The 21,253-nt window shown below is 73.4% G+C and carries 23 protein-coding genes; 11 read left to right on the top strand and 12 right to left on the bottom strand.

What is annotated here, in order from left to right; all coding sequences use genetic code 11:
* Window positions 1-760: N-acetylglucosamine kinase (locus J7E93_RS21400; RefSeq protein ID WP_215071532.1), on the top strand; the 760-nt coding region annotated here is incomplete at its 5' end.
* Window positions 761-847: 87 nt separating this feature from the next.
* A complete protein-coding gene (locus J7E93_RS21395; protein WP_215071531.1) occupies window positions 848-1,771 on the top strand; it encodes a sirohydrochlorin chelatase in 924 nt (307 codons plus the stop codon).
* Between the two features lie 92 nt (window positions 1,772-1,863).
* On the opposite strand, the gene J7E93_RS21390 is transcribed toward J7E93_RS21395, so the two are convergent.
* The 10 genes from J7E93_RS21390 to J7E93_RS21345 form a co-directional block, all read right to left on the bottom strand.
* Window positions 1,864-2,922: a lactonase family protein gene (locus tag J7E93_RS21390; RefSeq protein ID WP_215071530.1), complete on the bottom strand. Its 1,059-nt coding sequence runs from the start codon at window positions 2,920-2,922 to the stop codon at window positions 1,864-1,866.
* Window positions 2,923-3,184: 262 nt separating this feature from the next.
* A complete protein-coding gene (locus J7E93_RS21385) occupies window positions 3,185-4,693 on the bottom strand; it encodes an FUSC family protein (RefSeq protein WP_215071539.1) in 1,509 nt (502 codons plus the stop codon).
* A 273-nt stretch (window positions 4,694-4,966) separates the two neighbouring features.
* Entirely contained in the window at window positions 4,967-5,419 is a 453-nt protein-coding gene (locus J7E93_RS21380; protein ID WP_215071529.1) for a DUF4383 domain-containing protein, read from the bottom strand.
* A 199-nt stretch (window positions 5,420-5,618) separates the two neighbouring features.
* Window positions 5,619-6,131: an SRPBCC family protein gene (locus tag J7E93_RS21375; RefSeq protein ID WP_215071528.1), complete on the bottom strand. Its 513-nt coding sequence runs from the start codon at window positions 6,129-6,131 to the stop codon at window positions 5,619-5,621.
* A 175-nt stretch (window positions 6,132-6,306) separates the two neighbouring features.
* Entirely contained in the window at window positions 6,307-7,209 is a 903-nt protein-coding gene (locus tag J7E93_RS21370; RefSeq protein WP_215071527.1) for an SDR family oxidoreductase, read from the bottom strand.
* 89 nt (window positions 7,210-7,298) lie between these two features.
* On the bottom strand, window positions 7,299-8,210 hold the full coding sequence (ligD, locus tag J7E93_RS21365; protein WP_215071526.1) for a non-homologous end-joining DNA ligase: 912 nt from the start codon (window positions 8,208-8,210) through the stop codon (window positions 7,299-7,301).
* Window positions 8,207-8,530, bottom strand: coding sequence for a plasmid stabilization protein (locus J7E93_RS21360; protein WP_215071525.1), 324 nt, complete (start codon window positions 8,528-8,530; stop codon window positions 8,207-8,209). The genes ligD and J7E93_RS21360 overlap by 4 nt, the downstream gene beginning before the upstream one ends.
* Before the next feature lie 93 nt (window positions 8,531-8,623).
* Complete coding sequence (locus J7E93_RS37255; RefSeq protein WP_215071524.1) at window positions 8,624-8,917, bottom strand: CDGSH iron-sulfur domain-containing protein; 294 nt, start codon at window positions 8,915-8,917, stop codon at window positions 8,624-8,626.
* A gap of 3 nt (window positions 8,918-8,920) precedes the next feature.
* Window positions 8,921-9,694 carry a HemK2/MTQ2 family protein methyltransferase gene (locus tag J7E93_RS21350; RefSeq protein WP_308368735.1) on the bottom strand — a complete coding sequence of 258 codons (774 nt, stop codon included), beginning with the start codon at window positions 9,692-9,694 and terminating at the stop codon, window positions 8,921-8,923.
* 37 nt (window positions 9,695-9,731) lie between these two features.
* Complete coding sequence (locus tag J7E93_RS21345; RefSeq protein ID WP_215071523.1) at window positions 9,732-10,748, bottom strand: DNA topoisomerase IB; 1,017 nt, start codon at window positions 10,746-10,748, stop codon at window positions 9,732-9,734.
* A gap of 176 nt (window positions 10,749-10,924) precedes the next feature.
* Here J7E93_RS21345 and J7E93_RS21340 point away from each other — a divergent pair, with 176 nt between their 5' ends.
* The 3 genes from J7E93_RS21340 to J7E93_RS21330 are packed head-to-tail and all read left to right on the top strand — an operon-like array spanning window position 10,925 to window position 14,557.
* Window positions 10,925-12,484, top strand: a complete 1,560-nt coding sequence (locus tag J7E93_RS21340) for an FAD-dependent oxidoreductase (RefSeq protein ID WP_215071522.1) — start codon at window positions 10,925-10,927, stop codon at window positions 12,482-12,484.
* 41 nt (window positions 12,485-12,525) lie between these two features.
* Window positions 12,526-13,626, top strand: a complete 1,101-nt coding sequence (locus J7E93_RS21335; protein WP_215071521.1) for a glutamate--cysteine ligase — start codon at window positions 12,526-12,528, stop codon at window positions 13,624-13,626.
* A 58-nt stretch (window positions 13,627-13,684) separates the two neighbouring features.
* Window positions 13,685-14,557 (top strand): potassium channel family protein, encoded by an 873-nt coding sequence (locus J7E93_RS21330; RefSeq protein WP_215071520.1) that lies wholly within the window; start codon window positions 13,685-13,687, stop codon window positions 14,555-14,557.
* A gap of 44 nt (window positions 14,558-14,601) precedes the next feature.
* On the opposite strand, the gene J7E93_RS21325 is transcribed toward J7E93_RS21330, so the two are convergent.
* Window positions 14,602-15,393 (bottom strand): metallophosphoesterase, encoded by a 792-nt coding sequence (locus J7E93_RS21325; RefSeq protein WP_215071519.1) that lies wholly within the window; start codon window positions 15,391-15,393, stop codon window positions 14,602-14,604.
* Window positions 15,390-15,644, bottom strand: a complete 255-nt coding sequence (locus J7E93_RS21320) for a hypothetical protein (RefSeq protein WP_215071518.1) — start codon at window positions 15,642-15,644, stop codon at window positions 15,390-15,392. The genes J7E93_RS21325 and J7E93_RS21320 overlap by 4 nt, the downstream gene beginning before the upstream one ends.
* A gap of 141 nt (window positions 15,645-15,785) precedes the next feature.
* Between J7E93_RS21320 and J7E93_RS21315 the strand changes: the two genes are divergently transcribed.
* The 6 genes from J7E93_RS21315 (at window position 15,786) to J7E93_RS21290 (ending at window position 21,224) form a co-directional block, all read left to right on the top strand.
* A complete protein-coding gene (locus J7E93_RS21315; RefSeq protein WP_215071517.1) occupies window positions 15,786-16,268 on the top strand; it encodes an Lrp/AsnC family transcriptional regulator in 483 nt (160 codons plus the stop codon).
* Between the two features lie 24 nt (window positions 16,269-16,292).
* Window positions 16,293-16,976: an HAD family phosphatase gene (locus J7E93_RS21310; RefSeq protein WP_215071516.1), complete on the top strand. Its 684-nt coding sequence runs from the start codon at window positions 16,293-16,295 to the stop codon at window positions 16,974-16,976.
* A 183-nt stretch (window positions 16,977-17,159) separates the two neighbouring features.
* Window positions 17,160-17,555, top strand: coding sequence for a molybdopterin-binding protein (locus tag J7E93_RS21305; protein WP_215071515.1), 396 nt, complete (start codon window positions 17,160-17,162; stop codon window positions 17,553-17,555).
* A 62-nt stretch (window positions 17,556-17,617) separates the two neighbouring features.
* A complete protein-coding gene (gene modA, locus J7E93_RS21300; RefSeq protein WP_215071514.1) occupies window positions 17,618-18,448 on the top strand; it encodes a molybdate ABC transporter substrate-binding protein in 831 nt (276 codons plus the stop codon).
* A 90-nt stretch (window positions 18,449-18,538) separates the two neighbouring features.
* Window positions 18,539-20,497: an ABC transporter permease gene (locus J7E93_RS21295; RefSeq protein ID WP_215071513.1), complete on the top strand. Its 1,959-nt coding sequence runs from the start codon at window positions 18,539-18,541 to the stop codon at window positions 20,495-20,497.
* Between the two features lie 100 nt (window positions 20,498-20,597).
* Window positions 20,598-21,224: a DinB family protein gene (locus J7E93_RS21290; protein WP_215071512.1), complete on the top strand. Its 627-nt coding sequence runs from the start codon at window positions 20,598-20,600 to the stop codon at window positions 21,222-21,224.
* Window positions 21,225-21,253 lie beyond the last annotated feature (29 nt).

Below are 21,253 nucleotides of genomic sequence, written 5' to 3'. Positions count from 1 at the left end.
GGTCGGGGCGGCCGGGATGGCGACGCTGGGCGACGAACTGCGGGCGGAGCTTCCCGGCGCCCTGGCGAAGGCGCTGGGTGTCCGGAGCCTGGCGCTCGCCGCCGACGCCGTCACGGCGTACGCGGGAGCGCTCGGACAGCGGCCGGGGGCGGTCGTCGCCGGCGGCACGGGCCTGATCGCGCTGGGTACGGATCTGACCGGCTGGCGCCGGGCCGACGGCTGGGGCCATCTGCTGGGCGACTGCGGCAGCGGGGCCTGGATCGGCCGGTCCGGCCTGGAGGCGGCGCTGCGCGCGTACGACGGGCGGCGCGGCGGTTCGCCCGTGCTGCTGGCATGTGCGGAGGAGCGGTTCGGTCCGGCGGCCGGGCTGGCCGGCGCTCTGTATCCGCGGACCGACCGGCCGGCCGTGCTGGCGTCGTTCGCTCCCGAGGTGGCCCGCTGCGCCGCGGACGGCGACCCGGTGGCGGAGGGGATCCTGTGCCGGGCGGCCGTGCACGCCGCCGAGGCCGCGTCCGCCGTGTGTCCCACCGCGACGGCGTGCGAAGTCGCGCTGACCGGCGGCCTGTTCAAGCTGGGTGACGCCCTCCTCGTACCCCTGCGGGCCGCACTGGCGGAGCAACTGCCGCAGGCGCGGCTCGCGTCGGCGGCCGGGGATCCGCTCTCCGGGGCCGTCGCTCTCGCCTCCGCCCTGGCCACGGGAACGCTGTGTCTTCCCGCGGACCCGCGGCTGCTGTACGTAACAGATCAATTGACGACGTAAAGAGTGGTTCGGACAAAGAGGGGCAGATAACGCTCGACTGCACCTCACCGCACTGCGCGGCGGGCAAAACCAGTAGCATGCGGCGCCATGAGCTCCCCCACTGGGCCCGCTTCCGGCCTGCCTGTACGAATGCCGCGACCCCGCCAGCCCGGACGGCACCGTCGCCCCGAACCCGCGGCGGCGCCCGAGGGCGCTCCCGCACTCGTCCTCGCCGTTCCCGGCGCGCCGTCGGCCGCCATACGGTCGCTGGCCGAAGAGGTCGTGAGCATCGCCCGTTCCGAGCTGCCCGGCCTGGAGGCCGTGATCGGCTACCTGGACGGTGACGACGCCGAGTACCCGACCCTCGCGACCGTCCTGACGCGGGCCGAGTCGCTGCGCACCGAGCGGTACGAGCTGGCTCGGGCCGCCGGCCGCGAGGTCAGCGCCCCCGAGGGCCCGGCCGCCGTCGTGGTTCCGCTGCTCGCGGGCCCGGACAGCGCCCTGATGCGGCAGATCCGCCAGGCCGTGATGGACAGCGGCAACGTGGCCGAGCTGACGGACGTCCTCGGACCGCACCCGCTGCTCGCCGAGGCCCTGCATGTGCGCCTGTCGGAGGCCGGTCTGGCCCGCGCCGACCGCGCCCGGCTCTTCACGGTCGCCACGGCCGCCGACGGCATCGTCCTGGCGACGGTCGGCGGCGAGGAGGCCGTCCAGGCCGCCGGGATCACCGGCATGCTGCTGGCCGCCCGTCTGGCCGTCCCCGTGATGGCCGCCGCCCTGGACCAGGAGGGCTCCATCACCGCGATCGCCGAGCAGCTGCGGGGCTCCGGCTCGGAGCAGCTGGCGCTCGCCCCCTACCTGATCGGGCCGGAGCTGGCCGAGGGCCTGCTCGACGCGGCCGCCAAGGAGGCCGGCTGCGCCGCCGCCGAACCGCTGGGCGCCTACCCGGCGATCGGAAAGCTGGTGCTCTCGCAGTACACCGCCGCGCTGGGCATCGCCCCGCAACAGCCGCAGGGCGCCCCCGCCCTCTGAGCGGCGCGGGCCGCGCTCACGGGCGGGAGAGGACGGGAAGGGCCGCACCGGACATGTCCGGTGCGGCCCTTCCCGTCTGCCGTGGGAGCGGCTCAGCCGAAGACCACGCAGGACGCCGCCGGGACGTCGATCGAGCCCGTCCGGCGCGGAACGCCGCTCTCCGCGTCGACGTCGAGCCAGGTGACGTCGCCGGAGCGTTCGTTCGCCGCGTACAGACGGCGGCCCGAGGGGTCGAGGGCGAGATCGCGCGGCCAGCGCCCGCCGCAGGGGACCGTGGTGACGAGCTCCGCCTTCTCGCCGCTCTCGTCGAGGGCGAGGACGGCGATGCTGTCGTCGCCGCGCACGGCGGCCCACAGGTGGCGTCCGTCGGGCGCCACGACGACGGCGGAGGGGTAGCTCGGCGCGGTGGCTCCCTCGGGTACGACGGGGGTCTCGCCGAGCGGTTCGAGGACGCCGGCCGCCGCGTCCCAGCGGCAGAGCGTCACGGTGGGCTCCAGCTCGTTCAGCACGTAGGCGTGGGTGCCGGCCGGGTGGAAGACGAGGTGGCGGGGCCCGGTGCCCGCACGCAGGACGGCCTCCCCGTGCGGCCGCAGCGCCCCGCTTTCGGGGTCGAGCCGGTGGATCCGTACGGAGTCGGTGCCGAGGTCGACGGCGGTCACCCAGGGGCCGCCGGGAGCCGGCAGGACCTGGTGGGCGTGCGGGCCGCTCTGGCGGTCGGCGACCGGGCCCGAGCCTTCGTGCCGGACGACGTCGGTGGCGGGTCCGAGGGAGCCGTCGGCGGCGATGGGCAGGGCGGTGACGCTGCCGGAGACGTAGTTGGCGGTGAGGACGTGGCCGGAGACGACGGTGAGGTGCGTCGGTCCGGCGCCTCGGACGGCCACGGGCGCGCCGAGCGGGCGGGGCGCCGCGACGGCGACCTCGAAGGCGACCTCGAAGGCGGCCGCAGCGCCGTCCTCCGTCTCGGAGACGGCGTAGAGCACCGTGCCCGCGAGGGCGAGGTAGGAGGGGTCGGGGACGGCGTCCGTCGCACCGGTGATCGTCAGGGCGCCGGTCGCCTCGTCCACGTCGGCTGCGAGGACGCCCTCGCCTCCCGACGAGGTGAACGACCCGATGAAGGCTCGTACCGGCTGCCGCGCCCCTGTGCCGCCCATGGCCGTCTCCCCTTGCCGCCGGGGCGGTCACGGTTGACCGCGCCGTAGTCAGGGCCGACGTTAGCAGCCGGTCTAGACCAAGCGGGGGCCATCGGCGCGGACCGGCGGAAGCGCGACGGTGGCGCGTCCGAGGGCCTCCGGCAGGGGCGGCGCGACGTGGGCGGTCCGGCGGGGGCGCCGCGGCAGCCCGCCCGAGGCCTCCGGGAGGGAACCGTCGAAGACCGTGCGGCAGGGCGCCGCGACGTGGGCGGGGGCGACCGGGTCAGGAGCCGACGAGCGGGGAGCGCGGGGAGGTCCGCAGGGGCTCGCCGAGTTCGGTGAGCAGCCTCTCGAGTCCGTGCACGTGGACGAGCGCGGGCGGGGCGGCGGCCGGTGACGGCGCCGACTTCGGCGTCCTCCTGTATAGGGGCATGTCGGTCCGGTCCGGCCCGGGGGCGCTCAGCGCCTCGACGGCCGACTCGACGCGCCAGCAGGCCGCCGCGAGCCGGGCGTCGTGGCCGGCGTCCGGGTCAGAGGCGACGGAGACGAGCCCGCGCACCTCTTGGGCGCAGGCGTCGAGCAGGGCGAGAACACGCCGGGCGCGTGCCTTGCGGCCCCGGTACGGGCTGAGCGGGTGGACCAGCGGGGCCAGCGAGAGCCGGACCCGCCCGAGGAGCAGCTCCAGCTCCACGGCGTGCGGCGTGGGGTCGGCGGTGGTCGATCCCGCGAGCCGGGCGGCGGCCTCGGCGGTGCACACGTGGACGCACCGGAGAGCGCGCTGGATCCACGCGTCGTTCGTGGCGTGGGTGGTCACCGGCAGCACCAGGACGACGGCGAGGGAGGCGCACACGGCGCCGACGGCCGTCTCGCTCAGCCGCAGCACGAGCAGGCCGGCGTCCAGGACGCCCAGCAGGCCGTAGAGCAGTCCCGCCATGACGGTCACGGCCAGCATCATCCAGCTGTACGAGACGGGCGCGGTGTAGAAGATGCCGAAGACGCAGACGGCCACCAGCGCGGCGGTGGGCACCGCCGCTCCCTGCAGCGGGACGGCGACGAGGAGGCCGACGACGATTCCGACGACCGTCCCGAGGACCCGCCGGAAGCCGCGGACCAGGGTCTCGCCGCGCGAGGCGGTGTTGACGAAGATCCACCAGGCGGTGCCGACGGCCCAGTACCAGCGGTCTTCCGACAGGAGCTGTCCCACGGCGAGCGCGGCCGCGCACGCGGCGGCGGCCTGGAAGGCCTGCCGGGTGGTGGGCCGGGCGAGGCCGGTCCCCGGCAGCGCCGCGGGAGCGGCGGCCGGCGGGGTGCGCCGCTCGATGGGCCAGAGGACGAACCGCACCGCACCCGCCGCGGCCAGGGCCAGTGCGACGGCCCCGTACAGCTCGGGCAGCTGGGCGGGGACGGCGTGCAGGAACTGCGTGATGAAGAAGTTCATGAACGCGAAGATCCCGAGCGCGTGACCGCGCGGTCCCCAGCGGCGGGCGTAGACACCGCAGAAGACCACCGCGATGAAGGCGGCGTCCCGGACGACGTCGAGGCCGTGCAGGGTCGTGGCGAGGGCGAGCACCGGGAATCCGGCGGCCGGCAGCAGGGCCGTGGTCACCCGCTGGGCGGGCACGCTCGCGTCCGTGACGGTGAAGAGCGCCAGAAGAGCCGCGAGCCCTCCCGTGATCGAAGCGGTGAGGGAGAGGCCGCACAGCTCGGCCACGGCGACGGCGAGCCCGACGCCGATGACGGCGCGGAGCGAGGTCCTGAGCCTGAGACGCCCCGGGTCCGGAGCCACGAACATCCTCTTCACGGCGGTGTGCCGCCCCCCTCGCAGTGGTGCTGCGCCGCCCCGTGCGCCGCCCGGGGTGGGGGCGGCCGTACGGGCACGGCGAAGGCGCCGCGGTCCGGATCCGGCCTCGTTGCCGTCCGGCGCTGCGCGGCGCCGTTGGTACATGGATACCTCCAGGGAAACATCCGGAGGTGCGTTGGCTCAACAGGAGCCGCCCTCACTGAGCCATCGGCTCAGTGAGGACCTGCTTTCATCGGCCGTCGGCGGGCCAACGGATCAACGAGGTCAGCGCCGGGTCCATGCGTGTCGCCGGGCGAGCAGAACGCCGAGGAGGATCATCGCGGCGCCGAGGCCGAGGTGCAGCCAGTTGTCGGCGGTGTCCACCGGCACGAAGTTGGCGTCGCTGTCGAGGTCGATGACCAGTCCGTAGATCCACAGCGCGAGGTACACGACACCGCCGCCGACGAGGAAGGCCCGGGCACCGCCCACCGTGCGCGCCATCGCCATCCCGACGACGCCGAAGAGCACGTGCACGAGGTTGTGCAGGATCGACACCTGGAAGATTCCCAGGAGCTCGGCCCGCGAGTGGTGTTCGGCGAACTTCAGCGAGCCGTAGTCGGTCGTGATCCCGGGGATGAACCCGAGGACGCCCACCAGCAGGAAGACCACGCCCACCAGCAGGGCCGCCTGCTGCACAGCGGTCCGGGCGACCGGAGCCGCACCGTGAGTCCTGGCCATGACAGTTCGCCTCCTCGGAAGGGGCGGCCCGGCCCAGCGTCGACGACACCGCCCGCCGGGCGGCCGCCGCCCTGCGTTCCTTCGGTCCGCGAGTACCCACCCGCGGCCCGGTCAGCCGCGCGCCGTACACCCCGCTCGCGGCACAAGGGCGCCGGGGCGGGCGTCGACCGCCACGCCCCGGCGCCCCGCCGAGCCGAGGTCACCCGGCCACCGGCGGCTCCCACTTGCCGCTCCGCGGCGTCTCGGCGTCGGCCTGGCCGGGAGTGATGCGGCCACGCCACTCGCCGCTCTCCTGGCCACGCTCCTCGATGAAGCCCTTGAACCTCCGCAGGTCGCCCCTGATCCGCAGGTCGAGGAGACCCGTCTTGGCGCCGGCCTTCTCGACCATGCCCTCGGGCTCGAAGTCCATGGCGAGGCTGACGCGCGTGTGGGTCTCGTCGAGCGGCTGGAAGGTGACGACACCCTTCTGCTTCGCGTCCCCGCCGACCGTGCGCCACGAGATCCGCTCGTCGGGCAGCTGGTCGACGATCTCCGTGTCGAACTCGCGCTGCACGCCGGCGACCTTCGTCCGCCAGTGACAGTGCTGGTCGTCGAGCTGTCGGACGTCCTCCACACCTTCCATGAAGCTCGGGAACTCCTCGAACTGCGTCCACTGGTTGTACGCGCGGCGCACCGGTACGTCGACGTCGATGGATTCCTTCACCATGCTCACGGCATGCCTCCTTGCTCGATCAAACCCTTGCTCGGTCCTACTGGGTCCTACTCGTCCTTACTCCTTCAAGGCGGATCAACCGGCCCATCCCTCGCGTGCCCGACGTTCCGGACTTCATTCCCCGCACTCCCGGACTCACCGGACTCACCGGACTCACCGGGCTCTCCAAGGCCCTTCAGGGCAGCGGGACTCCCCCGGTGGCGTTGACGATCTCGCCGGTGATGTAGCCGGCCTGCGCGGACGCCAGAAAGATGTAGGCGGGCGCCATCTCGGCCGGCTGGGCCGGGCGCCCGAGCGGCGACTGCTTGCCGAACTCGACGGTGTCCGGCATCGTCGCGGGGATCAGCGGCGTCCAGACGGGGCCCGGTGCCACCGCGTTCACCCGGATGCCGTCGGCCGCCACCATCTGTGCCAGGCCCTGGGTGAAGGCGACGATGGCGCTCTTGGTCATCGCGTAGTCGAGCAGCGGCGGGCTGGGCTTGTACGCCTGCACGGAGGCGGAGTTGATGACGCTGCCGCCCCGCGGGATGTGCGGCAGCGCGGCCTTGGTCAGCCAGAACATCCCGTACAGATTGGTCCGCATCACCCGGTCGAACTGCTCGGTGGTGATCGCTCCGATGCCGTCCGGCTGGGCCATCTGGTAGGCGGCGTTGTTGATCAGGATGTCGATGCACCCGAAGGTCTCCACCGTACGCTCCACCAGCTCGACGCACTGGCGTTCCTCACGGATGTCACAGGCGACGGAGACGGCCTGCCGCCCGGCGGCCTCGACGAGCCGGGACGTCTCGTCGGCGTCCGCGCGCTCCTCGGGGAGATGGGTGAAGACGACGTCGGCGCCTTCCCTGGCGCAGGCGAGGGCCACCGCCCTGCCGATGCCGGAGTCGCCCCCGGTCAGCAGCACCTTGCGGTCGTGGAGCAGCGCGTGCCCGTGGTAGCTGTCCTCGCCGTGGTCGGGCCGGGGGTCCATCGGGCCGGTCCAGCCGGGGTGCTCCTGCTCCTGGTCGGGGAAGTCGGGCTGCGGACGACGGATCCCGGGGTCCTCGCCCGGGGTGGTGGGGTTGGTGGGGTGCGGTGTCACGCCGACCTCCTCCTTCGTACGCGTGTAGTGGGCGCGGCGCTCGCGCGCGGGTGCCCACGGTGCTGTGCTGCGGGGCCGCTCGGAAGCGCTCAGGTGCGGAGCGCGGCGAGGCGTCGGCGCGCCGGGCCGAGCGAGCGGCCGCGCTGGGTGATGTCGTGCCAGGGGTCGTCGCGGAGCAGCTCCTCGACGGTGTCGAGGCGCCACCGCCGGGCGGTGAGGCCGGGGTCGTCGACATCGGCCCAGGTGACCGGGGCGGCGAGGGGAGCGCCGGGGCGGGCGCGTACCGCGTAGGGCGCCACCGCGGTCTGGGCGTAGGCGTTGCGCTGGATGTCGAGGTAGAGCCGGCCTCGGCGGGCCTGTTTACGGGCTTCGGTGGTGAGAGTCTCGGGGTGGCGGGCCGCGAGGTGCTCCGCCAGGTCGCGGGCGAAGGCGCGCACCTCGTCGAAGGGCGCGCGGCGGTCCAGGGGCACGATCACGTGCAGTCCGCGCGAACCGGTGGTCATGACGGCGGACGGCAGCGCGAGTTCGTCGAGCAGTTCGTGCAACCGCCGCGCCGCTTCCCGTACCGGGGCGAAGTCGTCCGTGGGCGGATCCAGGTCGAGGACCAGCCGGTCCGGGTGGTCCGGACGGTCGGCCTTGGACAGGAAGCGGTGGGGCGTGATGCAGGCCTGGTCGGCGAGGTGGACGAGCGTGGCGGTGTCGTCGCAGATCGCGTAGGTCACCACCCCGTTCTCCTTGGGCAGTTCGGCCCTGTGCACCCACTCGGGGAAGTACTCCGGAACGTCCTTCTGCATGAACCCCTTGTCGCCGATGCCGTCGGGATGCCGTTCGAGCATCAGCGGGCGGCCCCGCAGGTGCGGCAGCATGCGCGGTGCCACCCTGCGGTAGTAGTCGGCCAGGTCGGCCTTGGTGATGCCGTCCTCGGGGAACAGCGGCTTGTCCGGCCTCCTGAGTTCGACCGTGCGCCCACCGACCCGGACCGTCTTCTTCGTGTTGGTCACTTGTCGAGGGAGCGCTTCAGCTCCGCCTTGTTCATGGAGGAGCGGCCGTGGATGTTGCGACGCTGCGCCTCTGCGTACAGCTGGTCGTACGTCGGTCCCTCGGAACCGCTGTGCGAGCGCTGGCCGCCGCGCTGGGAGGAGGACTTGTCCTGGGTGGAGGACTTGCTCGCGGTCTTGGACTCGCCGGAACGCGCGCGTTCCTTGTTGACGCTCCTGCCGGCGATCTCCTCGGCCCGCTTCTTGCTCTCGCCGCGGTCGAGGGCGCTCTCCTTGATGTGTTCGTACTGGCGTTCCCGCTTGGGGCTGGATCCACGAGGCATGATCTGCTCCCTTTCGGTCCGTGGGGGGTTGTGCGGTGTGCGGTCTGGGATGCGGGGTGTGCGGTGTGCGGCCGGAGCGACGGCAGCGACCGCTCACTCCTCCTGCTTCTCGCGTCGGTCGCGCCGCGTCCGTGGGCGGTGGCTGGTGTCGCAGAAGGGGGAGCGCAGACTGCGCCGGCACATGCAGAGCGCCACCACCGGTCGGTCGGAGCGCTCCACCGTTCCGTCGGGCATGACGATCTCGACAGGGCCCTCGACTAGCAGAGGCCCTCCCGCCACCGGAGTGATGCGGGTGACCTCGGTAGGCGCGGCCCGCTCGGGACGCTCGATCTCCGGAGTCGTCTCCGCAGTCCGCTGTTCCCTCGGCTGTCGCGTCGGAAGAGACATCGTTCACCACCCGATCGGCACGGCTCCGTCATCAGGGCGCGTGCCCGCTCTCTCCTGGGACATGCGGGTCCCCCGGCTCCAGGTGTCCACGCCCCCGCCGCGGGTGGCTCGGATGGCGACCAGTTCTTCGGTGCGCAGGCCGGAGGGGACCAGGCCCCGCTGCTCGAACCAGTGGGCCCGAGCGCTCATGACCGGTCCGAAGGGCTGGGTGCGCCGGCTGACCACCTCGGCGCTCAGCCCCGCCCGCCGCAGCGCCTTCAGGCTCGCCTCGGTTCCGGAGAGGGAGGACTGGACGAGGAGCAGCACCCCGTCGGCGGTGAGCAGCAGCGGCGCCTGCCGGCAGATGCGATCGAGGAGCAGACGCCCGTCGGGCCCGGCATCCCATGCCCTGCGCGCACCGTGCGCGGGCGGATCGGGATCCTCCGCCGGTACGTAGGGCGGGTTGGCGGTGACCAGGTCGAACCGTTCGGGTGCCACCGGCTCGCTCAGGTCTCCCCTGCGCAGCCGCACCCGGCGGGCGTGGAGGCGCGCGTTGAGCCAGGCGGTCGCGACCGCGGCCCGGGACACGTCGACGGCGGTGGCCTTCATGCCCTTGCGGGCGGCGGCGATGGCGACGACGCCCGTACCGGTGCAGAGGTCCAGCGCTCGCGCACCCGGCCGCACCTTCTCCGCGTCCAGGATCTCCATCAACAGTTCCGTGTCACCCTGCGGGGCGTACACCCCCGGCGGCTTGATCACTCTCATGAGCCAGCGGATGCCCACCTCGCCGGATTCCACGCCCCCGTGTGCACCACGCGCACCGGCGCGGACCGCGTCAGGAGGAGAGCAGGTCGAGGACCGCTCGTTCCACCGCGCCCTGCGTCGCCGGGCGGCCGAACCTGCCGTGCTCACCGAGCCGGTCGAGGGCGGGGGCGACGGTGATCCCCTCCTCGAAGAGCTCGAAGACGCGAGGGTCGATGTACGAGGCGCGACACACCGCCGGTGTGTTGCCGAGGTACCGACTGACCTCCTTCACCGCTCGGGCCTCGGCGCGCCGGGTGCCGGTAGGGGCCTGGTGCACCTCGTCGGTGGTGACGGCGAGCGCGACGGCCGCCAGGACCGTGGCGTGCCAGTTGCGGAAGTCCTTGGCCGTGACGTCCGTCCCCGCGAGCCTGCGCAGGGTTTCGTTGAGGTCCTGCGCCGTCAGATCGTGCCAGGCGCGGGACTGCCAGTACGCGAAGAGGCGCGCGCTCGCCGGGGGCCGGCGCAGCAATGCCCGTACGACCGTCTCTGCCGGGGCGTCCACCAGGCCGCGTACGAGGTGCTTGCCGCCCTTCGCCGGATAGCTGAAGGTCATCGCCCCGCCCCCGCACTCCACATGGTCCCGCTCCATGGTGGTCAGCCCGTAGGTGTGGTGGTCGCGGGCGTAGGAGGGTGAGCCGATCCGGAAGAAGCCGAGGTCGAGGAGGCGTACGGCACAGGCGGTGACGCGGTCGCGGTTCAGCCCTCGTCCCCGGAGGTCCGCGGCGACATGGGCGCGCACGTCGGGGAGCACCCGCGCCATCTCCCGTACGTGCTCGTGCTTGGCCCGCTCCTGCCGGGCCCGGAACTCCTCGTGGTAGAGGTACTGCCGCCGGCCGGCGTCATCCGTACCGACCGCCTGGAGATGGCCGTTGGGCCACGGGCAGATCCAGACGTCCCGCCACGCGGGCGGGATGGCGAGGGCGCGGATCCGGGCGAGTGCGTCGGGGTCGGTGAGCGGTTCGCCCGAGGTGTCCCGGTAGCCGAAGCCCCGGCCGCGGCGGACGCGGCTGAAGCCGGGCCGGTTGGGGTCGCTGGTCCGTAGTCGCATGGCGCGCGGTGCTCCTCGGGCTGGGGCCCTGGCACGGGCCCTGGCCGCTTCGGTCGGCGCATGCCCGCCGACGGTTGGTTCATGCCTCGCGCGCCCGCGCGCGAACGGCTCACGCCCGCGCGCGAACGGCTCGGGAGCGGACGCATCGCCCCCGGTTTTGCGGGCACCCGCCCCGCATGAATCGGCTTCCCGACACCAGCGGTTCCCACTGGATACGCACGGCGGCGATCCCGGCGTACCCACCACTGGTCGACGGCGACCGTGCCGATGCCGACGTCGCCGTGATCGGGGCGGGCATCGCGGGGCTCAGCGTCGCCTGGGAGCTCGCCCGGGCAGGCCGCACGGTGGTCGTCCTGGAGGCCGGCCGGGTGGTCGGCGGCGTCACCGGCCACACCACCGGAAAACTGAGCGCCCTTCACACCACCGTCTACGACGGACTGCGCTCCTCGCACGGCCCTTACGCCGCACGCGTCTACGCCCAGTCCCAGATGGCGGCGGTGCGGCACGTCGGCGAGGTGGCCGCCGAGCTGGGCGTCGACTGCGAGCTGGAGCGGCGGCCCGCCCTCACCTACTGCGAGGACCCGGCGGGAACCGACGCTCTGCGCGCCGAGGCGGAGGCCGCGAAGGAAGCCGGCCTCGACGCCTCCTTCGTGACGGAGACGGACCTGCCGTACCCCGTCGCCGGGGCGGTCCGCGTCGAGGACCAGGCGCAGTTCCATCCGCGGAAGTATCTGCGCGCGCTGGCCGCCGATCTGGTGGCGCGCGGCGGTGCGATCCACGAGCGGACCCGGGTGACCGGGCTCGACGAGGGCGAACCGTGCCGTCTGACCACGTCCTCGGGCGCCACCGTCACGGCCGGGAGCGTCGTCGTCGCCACCCATCACCCCGTCTTCGACCGCGGTCTGCTGGCCGCCCGCCTCACCCAGCACCGCGACCTGGTGGTCGCCGGGCCACTGCCCGCGGACCGGGACCCGCGGGGCATGTACATCACCCGTGAGGGAGGCAAACGCTCGGTGCGCACGGCGCCGTACGGAGACGGCAGGCTGCTGATCGTCACCGGGGAGGTCTTCGCGCCGGGGACCGAACGCGACACCGAGGGCCGCTATCAGCGGCTCGAAGAGTGGACGCGCGAGAGGTTCCCGGGTGTGACCCCGACGCATCGGTGGGCTGCCCAGGACAACGCCGCCACCGACACCGTCCCGCTCATCGGTCCTCTCCACCACGGCGACCATCCCCATGTCTTCGTGGCGACGGGCTTCGCCGGCTGGGGCATGGCGGGCGGCGTCCTGGCGGGCCGGCTGCTGAGCGGACTCATCACCGGCCATGCTCCGCGTGACTGGGCCGAGCTCTACGATCCCCGGCGCCCGGGGTCGGTGCTCCGCACGGCGCCCTCCGTCGCCAAGGCGCAGTGGGACGTCGGCAAGCACTTCGTCAAGGACCGCCTGGACGCCCTCGGGCGGGGCTCGGCGGAGACCGTGGAGGACATCGTGCCCGGGGAGGGCGCGGTGCTGCGGGTCGGTGGCCGGCCGTGCGCCGTCCACCGGGACGAGGCGGGTCTCCTCCACCCGCTGTCCGCGGTCTGCACGCACCTCGGCTGTCTCGTCGCCTTCAACCCGGCGGAACGGACGTGGGAGTGCCCCTGCCACGGCTCCCGCTTCGACATCCACGGGGAGGTCCTGCAGGGGCCGGCACTCCATCCCCTGGAGAGGTACGACCCCGAGGACGTCGGAGGCTAGACCCGGGTGCCGGTCACCGCCGAGGAGAGGGCGAGTGCGAGATGGAGATCCTGACGATGGGGGTCGAGGAAGAGTTCATGCTGGTCGATCCGGTCAGCAGGGCCCCGGTCAACAGGGCCCCGGCGGTGATCGGTTCGGCCGCGGTCGAGCTCGGCGGCCAGGTGCAGGCGGAGTTCTTCGACGCGCAGGTCGAGGTCTGCACCCAACCCACCGCCTCCTGCCGGGATCTGCGCGGCGAACTCGCCCGGCTCCGGGGGGCCGTGGGCGCGGCCGCCGCGGCGGCGAACTGCCTCCTGGTCGCCTCCGGTACTCCGGTGATCCCGCCCGATGAGCCGTTGACGGTGACCGACACGGACCGCTACCGCCGCATGGCGCACGAGTACGCCTCCTCCTTCAGCCGGTACAACGGTCTCGTCTGCGGCTGTCACGTCCACGTGGGGACACTCGACCGGGAGCGTGCCCTCCGACTGGCGAACCACATGCGGCCCTGGCTGCCGGTACTGCAGTCGCTCGCCGGGAACTCGCCCTTCTCTCGCCGCCGGGACACCGGCTTCGCCAGCTGGCGCTCGGTCGAGTTCGGGCGCTGGCCGACCGTCGGGCCCGCACCGGTGCTCGACGAGCGGCGGTATCTCGCCCTCGTCACGGAGCTGGTGAGCGCCGGCACGCTGCTCGACCGCAAAATGATCTACTGGCACGCCCGGCCCTCCGAACACGTACCGACCTTGGAGATCCGCATCGCGGACGTCAACGCCGACCTCGACACGGTCGTGCTGCTGGCCGCGCTCGTGCGCGGGCTCGCGGTGACCCTGCTCGCCGAGGTGGACGCGGAGCTCCCGCCGCCCGAGGTGCCTCTGGGGCGACTTCTCGCGGCCCATCGACGCGCCGCGACGCACGGGATGTCGGGCGAGGGCCTCGATCCGGAGAGCGGTGAACCACGGCCGGCCCGCGAACTGGTGGAGCGTCTGCTCCGCAGGGCCGCACCCGGTGTGGAAGCGGCCGGGGACGCCCGGCTGGTGGAGGAGCTGTGGCGGGCCGTTCGTACGGGCGGTGGCGGCGCGGGCCGCCAACGCGCCGTCTACGAACGTCGCGGCAGGCTGAGCGACGTGGTCGACACGCTCGCCGCCGTCACCGCCACCGTCTGACCGCCTCTGGACCCCCGGGTCCCCGGGCAGGAGCCGCAACGAACGTACCGGGAGCGCCATGGCGTGGACGTTGTCGCTGGTGGGTGGGGCCTTGGTGGTGTTCGTGCTGCGCGACGTGTTCCACACTCTGTGGCATCCGACGCGCCACGGCGGCCTGAGCAGGCTGGTGATGACGGCGCTGTGGCGGCTCTCCCGTCGCCTCGACGTCCGCCGCAGGGCCGCGGGGCTCGCGGGACCGCTGGGGATGGTGGCGGTCTTCTCCCTCTGGGCGCTGGGAGTGGCCCTCGGTTGGGCGCTGCTCTATTGGCCCCACATGCCCGGCGCCTTCTCCTACTCCACAGGCCTGGAACCGTCCGAGCACGCGACCCCCGTGGACGCGCTGTACGTCTCCCTGGTGACCGTCGCGACGCTCGGCCTGGGCGACATCGCGCCCGAGGCGGGATGGCTGCGTCTCCTCGCTCCGCTCGAGGCGCTGGTCGGCTTCGCCCTGCTGTCGGCGATCGTGTCGTGGATCCTCGGCGTCTACCCGGCGCTCGCGCGGCGCCGGGCACTGGCACTGCGGCTCTCCCAGCTGCGCCGCACGCACGCGACGACCGAGGCACTGGACTCCGAGGCCGGCGCGGCGCTCCTGGACAGCGTGGCCTCCGATGTGTGCAGGGTCTCCATCGACTTCATGCAGTACCCCGAGTCGTACTACTTCTACGACGGCGAGGCCCGGTTGTCCCTCGCCGAGCAGATCGACTTCGCGGCGGGCCTGGCCGGGCGGGCGGCGAAGGCCGGCCGCCGTGAGGTGGGTCCGGCCGCCGCTGCCCTGGACGCGGCCCTCGACGACCTGGCCCTCATCCTCGACGAGCGCTTCCTGCACACCAGGGGCAGTACGACCAGCGTGCTGGACGCCTACGCCGCCGACCACGGCGGACAGGCCTCGTGAGCCGGGCGGACGGGTCTCTGATCCGGCGCTACGCGCTCGCGCTCCTACGTGCGCACGCGCTCCGACGCCGCCGCCGACGAAGCCGGTGCGGTCGGTGTCGTGGCCCCCGTCGCCGACGGGTGGAGGTGGTAGATCGCGAAGGCCCGGCCGATCACGGGCTGGGCGACGTTTCGGACGCGGACGCCGCCCGGGGTCACCCCGTGCTCCGTGCCGAGGTGGGCGTGGCCGTGCACCGCCAGGTCCGCGCCGGCGCCGTCCATCGCCTCGGCGAGCAGGTAACTCCCCAGGAAGGGGAAGATCTCGGGAGGCTCTCCGGCCAGGGTGTCCGGTATCGGCGAGAAGTGGGTCAGCGCGATCCTCGTTGCGCACTCCTGGTCCGCGAGCTCGCGCAGCGCGCGGTCCAGGCCCTGCGCGCAGTCCCGGCTGTGCCGGACGAACGCCTTCATCACGGGTTCGCCGAACTCACCGGCGCTGCGACCCGGGAAACCCCCGCCGAAACCCTTGGTTCCGGCGATGCCGAGCCGTGTCCCCCGTACGGGAATGACGACGCTGCTGCCTTCCAGGACCTCGACGCCGGCGTCGCCGAGGATCTCCGTCACGGCGTGCTGCGCGTCGTCGTGGTAGTCGTGATTGCCGAGGACGGCGACGACGGGGACGGGCAGCCCCCCGACCTCCTCCGCCACCACACGGGCCTCCGCGGTGGTGCCGTGGCGAGTGAGGTCGCCCGCCAGGAGAAGGACGTCGGCGGTTTCGCCGAGCGTGTCGAAGGCGGGCCTCAGCACTCCGTGGCTGTCCTCGCCGAGATGGATGTCGCCGACGGCCGCGACTCGGATCATGGCAGGTCCTCCGCCCGGTCGGGTTGTGCGGTGCCCGCGACGACGAGATCGGCGTGGATGGCGAGCCCCGCGAGTTCGGTGCGCGCGAGATCGAGTACACAGTCCCGGTAGGCGGCGCTCGGGACGCTGCCCCGGATCAGTACGGCGGCCCCGCGCGACTCCACCAGCAGCGCGCATTCGGCCAGTTCGCCGCCCGCGAGCCGGTCTCTGAAGTGCTCGATACGGTATTCGACGGGCTCGGGTGTGTTCATGGGGCCGTCCTTCCGGTCGGACGTCGATCCACGACGGGGCTCTGCTCGACTACCCCTGCCGACCGGCCTCATTCGCCGCACGGCGGGTCATGGGTACTGTCGAGTCACCTGGGGGGTGGGCGGAAGGAGACAGAGGGCCTCATGGCGGTGGACGAGCTCGACACCCGCATCCTGCGACTGCTGATCGAGCAGCCGCGCACCAGCGTGCGCGAGTACGCACGGATCCTGGGCATCGCCCGCGGCACGGTGCAGGCCCGTATCGACCGGCTGGAACGGGACGGGGTGATCACCGGCACCGGTCCGGTCCTCTCCCCCGCCGCGCTCGGCCATCCGGTGCTCGCGTTCGTCCACATCGAGGTCACCCAGGGGCATCTCGACGAGGTCGGCGACGCGCTCGCCGCCGTGCCGGAGATCGTCGAGGCGTTCTCGATCACCGGCGGTGGGGACCTGCTGACCCGGGTGGTCGCGCGGGACAACGGCCACCTCGAGGACGTCATCCAGCGGCTGATCCAGCTGCCGGGCGTGGTCCGCACCCGTACGGAGATGGCGTTGCGCGAGAGGGTCGCGCACCGGCTGCTGCCCCTGGTGGAGTCGGTGGGCCGTGCATCAGCCCGGGGCGCTTGATCCCGTCCTGCGATGCTTGAGCGCATGAGCACTCCGCGCACTTCGGTCATTTTCGACCTCGACGGGACGCTGGTGGACAGCGAGCCGAACTACTACGAGGCGACACGGCGGACGCTGTCGGCGTTCGCCGGCGACACGGACTTCGACTGGGAGCGCCACACCGACTTCGTCGGGATCGGTACGCGGGAGACGCTGGAGATCCTCGGGCCCCGGTACGGGATCGGGGCGCCGGTCGACGAGCTGCTCGCGGCCACCAACCGGAGCTATCTGGAGCTGGCGCGCGCCTCGACCGAGGTCTATCCGGAGATGCGGGTGTTCGTGGAGCGGCTGTACGCGGCGGGCGTGCCGATGGCGGTCGCCTCGGGCTCGTCGCGGGAGGCGATCGAGGCGGTCGTGGGCGGCACGGGCCTGGACGCCTGGCTGACCACCCTGGTCTCCGCGGAGGAGGTCGGACGGGGCAAGCCGGCGCCGGACGTCTTCCTGGAGGCGGCCCGGCGCCTGGGCGCCGCCCCGGCGCGGTGCGTGGTCTTCGAGGACGCCGCCCCCGGCGCGGCGGCGGCGCGGGCGGCCGGGATGCGGTGCGTGGCACTGCCGTATGTGAAGGCGACGGCGGACGATCCGGCGTTCCTGGCGGCGGACCTGCTGCTCCGGGGCGGCCAGTCGGAGTTCACCGCGCGGGCGGCGCTGGAGTGGCTGGGCGTGGAGTGAAAGGCGTCGAGGGGCACGGCCGGCCCGGGCGGCCGCCTCACCGAGGCCGGTGCGACGGCTCGGCTCGAAGCGGACATCCACCCGGGGCGCCCCTGTGCCTTCCTCCAAGGTAGATCCGCAGATGCTACGAGAAACCGCGTGATCGATTGCAGATAAGAGGTCGATCGGCCTAGCGTGTGGCACATGCAGTCCTACACCATCGGACAGGCGGCGCGTCTGCTGGGCGTCAGCCCCGACACCGCGCGCCGCTGGGCTGACGCCGGCCGGGTCGCGACCCATCGCGACGAGAACGGCCGCCGTCTCATCGACGGTCGTGACCTGGCGGCGTTCTCCATCGAGATCGGCCAGGGCGACCCGGGCGACGAGGACGTCTCGTACACCTCGGCCCGCAACGCCTTTCCCGGCATCGTCACCGCCGTCAAGCTCGGCGACGTCGCCGCGCAGGTGGAGATCCAGGCGGGCCCGCACCGGCTCGTCTCGCTGCTCACGCGCGAGGCCGTGGAGGAGTTGGGTCTGGAAGTCGGCATGCAGGCGACCGCCCGCGTGAAGTCGACCAGTGTCTTCATCGACCGCGCCTGATCGACGGTGCCTGAGCGACCACGCCCGATCGACCACGCCCGACCTGCCGAGGAGCCCCGTCCATGTCCCTCCCGAGTGACCTCCCCCGTACCGGGCCCCGCCTCGGGCGCCGCACCGCCGTCGTCCTGCTGACGGCCGGTCTGCTCGCGCCGCTGGCCGCCTGCGGAAGTGACGGCGGCGCACGGGACGCCGGAGCGGGGTCCACCGCGTCCGGCTCGGCCGCGTCCTCCGCCGAGCTGACCGTGCTGGCCGCCGCCTCGCTCACCGACGTGTTCAAGGCCGCGGGCTCGGCGTACGAGAAGACCCACCCGGGCATCCGGCTGACCTTCTCGTTCGCGGGCTCGCAGGAGCTGGCCGCCCAGGTCCGGCAGGGCGCGCCCGCCGACGCCCTGGTCACCGCCGACACCAGGACCATGGACGGGCTGCGGGCGGAGACCGGTACGCCCACCGTCATCGCCAGGAACCGGCTGGTCATCGCCACCGGCGAGGGCAACCCCCGGAAGATCGACGAGCTGAAGGACCTCGGCGATCCCGGTCTGAAGGTGGTGCTCGCCGCCCCCGAGGTCCCGGCCGGCCGCTACAGCAGGAAGATCCTCGACGCGCAGAAGATCTCGGTGCGGCCGGTCTCCCAGGAGCCGAGCGTCCGCTCCGTCCTGAGCAAGGTCGAAATGGGTGAGGCCGACGCCGGTCTCGTCTACCGGACCGACGCCGCCGGGGCGGCCGGAAAGGTCGACGCCGTCGAGATCCCCGACCCCCAGAACGCCATCGCCGCGTATCCGGCCGCGACCCTGAAGAGCTCCGGGAACGCCGAGGCCGCCGCCGCCTTCGTGGCCTGGCTGAGCACCCCCGAGGCGCAGAAGATCCTCCGGGACGCCGGCTTCCAGCAGCCGTAGCCCCGACCCCGGGGTGCGGGCCCTCGCACCCCTCCTCCGCCCTCTGACCAGCAGTCACCGGTCACCGGTCACCAGTCACCAGGAACAGCGATGAAACGTCTCCGCGGTCGCGCACCCGGCCCCCGTACGCCGGTCGTCCTGGCCGTCCCCGCGTTGCTCGCGGTCGCGTTGCTGCTGCTGCCGCTGGTCGGCGTCCTCGCCCGGACCGAATGGGGTGCGCTCGCCGGCCATCTGACGGCCGCCGGGGCCGTCCAGGCGCTCGAGCTGTCGCTGCTCGTGTCGTTCTGGGCGCTCGGCCTGTCCCTGGTGTTCGGCGTGCCGCTGGCGTGGGTGCTGGCCCGCGTGCCGTTCCGCGGCAAGGCGTTCGTACGGTCGCTGGTGCTGCTGCCGATGGTGCTGCCGCCGACCGTCGGCGGTGTGGCGCTGCTGCTGGCGTTCGGCCGCCGCGGGCTGCTCGGCCCCTGGCTGGAGGACGCCTTCGGGGTCACGTTCCCCTTCCACACCTCCGGCGCGGTCCTCGCCGCGACCTTCGTCGCCATGCCGTTCCTGGTGGTCAGTCTGGAGGGCGCGCTGGGCGGGCTGCGGCCCGGGTACGAGGAGACGGCGGCGTCGCTCGGCGCCTCGCCGGTACGGGTCGTCTTCACCGTCACCCTGCCGATGGTCGCCCCTGGGCTGGTCGCCGGCGCGGCCCTCACCTGGGCGCGGGCCCTCGGCGAGTTCGGTGCCACCATCACCTTCGCCGGGAACCTCCCCGGCACCACCCAGACCCTTCCGCTCCAGGTCTATCTGCTGCTCCAGGAGGAGCCGGAGGCGGCCACCTCGGTCTCGCTGCTGCTGCTCGCCATCGCGATGGCGGTGCTGGTCGCGCTCCGCGGCCGGTGGACCGGCGGGGCGCCCTCGGCCCGCTCGCGGCGCCGGGCGCCCGCCCCCGACGAGAGGGCCCCGGTCGTCGAGCCCGCCCCCGATGCGACCGCCCCGGTCGTCGACGCCTCCCCCGTCGCGGGCCCGGACGAGCGCTGGGCGCTGCACGCCGAGGTCACCGGCTTCAACCGCCTCACCCTGGACGCGGAACCGGGCACCACGATCGCCGTCGTCGGACCCAACGGCGCCGGGAAGACCACCCTGCTGCGGGCACTGCTCGGCCTGACGCCCCGCGCCCACGCCGAACTCCGGCTCGGCGACACCGACGTGAGCGGTCTTCCCCCGCACCGCCGCCAGGTCGCCTGGGTGCCCCAGGACGGTGCGCTCTTCCCCCACCTGAGCGCGCTCGCCAACACCGCGTACGGCTTGCGCGCCCACGGCGTCCCGCGCGCCGAGGCCCGGCGGACCGCGCGCCTCTGGCTCGACCGGCTCGGCGTCGGGCATCTCGCCCAGCGCCGTCCCACCGAGCTCTCCGGGGGACAGGCACAGCGGGTGGCCCTCGCCCGCGCGCTCGCCGCCCGCCCCCGGCTGCTCCTGCTCGACGAGCCGCTCGCCGCCCTCGACCAGACCACCCGCGCCCGCGTCCGCCACGCGCTGCGCTCCCACCTCGCGGGGTTCGGCGGGGTCTGCCTGATCGTCACCCACGACCCCGTGGAGGCCGTGTCCCTCGCCGACCGGGTCCTGGTGCTCGAGGACGGACGCACCCTCCAGGACGACGCCCCCGCCGAGGTCTCCCGCCACCCCCGCTCTCCGTGGGTCGCCCGCATGCTCGGCCGTAACGCCTGGCCGGGGACGGCCACGGCGGACGGCCTGGCCCTCGCGGGCGGCGGCACCCTGGTCGCCGCCGACTCGCTGCCGGCCGGTACGGACGCCCTCGCGATCATCGCTCCCGAGGCCGTCTCCGTACACCGCGAGAAGCCCGGGGGCAGTCCGCGCAATGTGTGGCCCGGAACCGTACGGGAGATCACGGCGAGCGGCAGCCGCTTGCGCGTGCTGATCACCTCGGAGCGGGTGCCGTCGCTGGTCGCGGAGATCACTCCCCAGGCGGCGGCCGAACTCGGCCTGGCGGACGGCGTCCCCGTCTGGACCGGTGTGAAGGCGACCGAAGTGACCGTTGTGGCCCTCTGAGGTGGGAGCGTGCCGGGCGCGGAGCCCGTAAAACCGTTCGAGAGGCCGGGGAGCGTGTGTCAGAGTGCGCGTGATCAGCCCCGCCGACCTGGAGAGTTCGATGACCCTACCTCCCCGCATGGTTCCCCTCCTGGAGCAGTTCGACTTCGCCCGGGAGCGGCTCACGCGCCGGATGGCGGGACCGTTCGTGGACAGCGGCAACGGCACCGACGTCGGTGTGGTGCCGATGACGGACGAGGAGTATCTCTGGGAGCCGGTTCCGGGCTGCTGGTCGGTCCGCCGCCGTACGGACGGGCCGGGCCCGCGGGCGACGGTCCTGATCGGTACCGGCGAGTGGGGTCGCGACAGCGCTCCGCCGCCGCATCCGGCTCCGCCGCCGTTCACCACCATCGCCTGGCGACTGACCCACCTCAGCGAGCTTCTGACGATCCGTGCCGACCACACGGACGGCAGCCACCTCCTGACCCGTGACGACTACCCCGTCAGCGGGGACGCCGCCTCGGCGATCGAGGCGTTCGACGCCGGGGCGAGCGCCTGGCGCAGGGCGCTGCTGGCCGCGGACGACGCGGCACTGGATACGGTGGGGCACAGCACGTACCCGCACGGCAGCGATCCGGAGGACCTCTTCCTGGAGACGGTCTGGTGGGTCAATCAGGAACTGCTGCACCACGGAGCGGAGATCGCCCTGCTCCGCGACCTCTACCGGGCGCACTCCGCAGCGGGCTGAGAGCCGCTCGGCCAGGGGTTCGCCGCGGC

The organism is Streptomyces sp. ISL-36, from assembly GCF_018614205.1.
GTDB lineage: Bacteria > Actinomycetota > Actinomycetes > Streptomycetales > Streptomycetaceae > Streptomyces.
This window is presented reverse-complemented; position numbering and strand designations above follow the sequence as displayed.

What these genes read in the sequence shown, in the direction of transcription:
- J7E93_RS21295 (WP_215071513.1), top strand. Translation starts at nt 18,539, where the DNA reads ATGAAACGTCTCCGCGGTCGCGCACCCGGCCCCCGTACGCCGGTCGTC.
- J7E93_RS21340 (WP_215071522.1), top strand. Translation starts at nt 10,925, where the DNA reads ATGAATCGGCTTCCCGACACCAGCGGTTCCCACTGGATACGCACGGCG.
- J7E93_RS21310 (WP_215071516.1), top strand. Translation starts at nt 16,293, where the DNA reads ATGAGCACTCCGCGCACTTCGGTCATTTTCGACCTCGACGGGACGCTG.
- J7E93_RS21380 (WP_215071529.1), bottom strand. Translation starts at nt 5,419, where the DNA reads ATGGCCAGGACTCACGGTGCGGCTCCGGTCGCCCGGACCGCTGTGCAG.
- J7E93_RS21320 (WP_215071518.1), bottom strand. Translation starts at nt 15,644, where the DNA reads ATGAACACACCCGAGCCCGTCGAATACCGTATCGAGCACTTCAGAGAC.
- J7E93_RS21345 (WP_215071523.1), bottom strand. Translation starts at nt 10,748, where the DNA reads ATGCGACTACGGACCAGCGACCCCAACCGGCCCGGCTTCAGCCGCGTC.
- J7E93_RS21395 (WP_215071531.1), top strand. Translation starts at nt 848, where the DNA reads ATGAGCTCCCCCACTGGGCCCGCTTCCGGCCTGCCTGTACGAATGCCG.
- J7E93_RS21390 (WP_215071530.1), bottom strand. Translation starts at nt 2,922, where the DNA reads ATGGGCGGCACAGGGGCGCGGCAGCCGGTACGAGCCTTCATCGGGTCG.
- J7E93_RS21360 (WP_215071525.1), bottom strand. Translation starts at nt 8,530, where the DNA reads ATGCCTCGTGGATCCAGCCCCAAGCGGGAACGCCAGTACGAACACATC.
- J7E93_RS21385 (WP_215071539.1), bottom strand. Translation starts at nt 4,693, where the DNA reads ATGTTCGTGGCTCCGGACCCGGGGCGTCTCAGGCTCAGGACCTCGCTC.
- J7E93_RS21305 (WP_215071515.1), top strand. Translation starts at nt 17,160, where the DNA reads ATGCAGTCCTACACCATCGGACAGGCGGCGCGTCTGCTGGGCGTCAGC.
- J7E93_RS37255 (WP_215071524.1), bottom strand. Translation starts at nt 8,917, where the DNA reads ATGTCTCTTCCGACGCGACAGCCGAGGGAACAGCGGACTGCGGAGACG.
- modA (WP_215071514.1), top strand. Translation starts at nt 17,618, where the DNA reads ATGTCCCTCCCGAGTGACCTCCCCCGTACCGGGCCCCGCCTCGGGCGC.
- J7E93_RS21335 (WP_215071521.1), top strand. Translation starts at nt 12,526, where the DNA reads ATGGAGATCCTGACGATGGGGGTCGAGGAAGAGTTCATGCTGGTCGAT.
- J7E93_RS21325 (WP_215071519.1), bottom strand. Translation starts at nt 15,393, where the DNA reads ATGATCCGAGTCGCGGCCGTCGGCGACATCCATCTCGGCGAGGACAGC.
- J7E93_RS21315 (WP_215071517.1), top strand. Translation starts at nt 15,786, where the DNA reads ATGGCGGTGGACGAGCTCGACACCCGCATCCTGCGACTGCTGATCGAG.
- J7E93_RS21330 (WP_215071520.1), top strand. Translation starts at nt 13,685, where the DNA reads ATGGCGTGGACGTTGTCGCTGGTGGGTGGGGCCTTGGTGGTGTTCGTG.
- J7E93_RS21290 (WP_215071512.1), top strand. Translation starts at nt 20,598, where the DNA reads ATGACCCTACCTCCCCGCATGGTTCCCCTCCTGGAGCAGTTCGACTTC.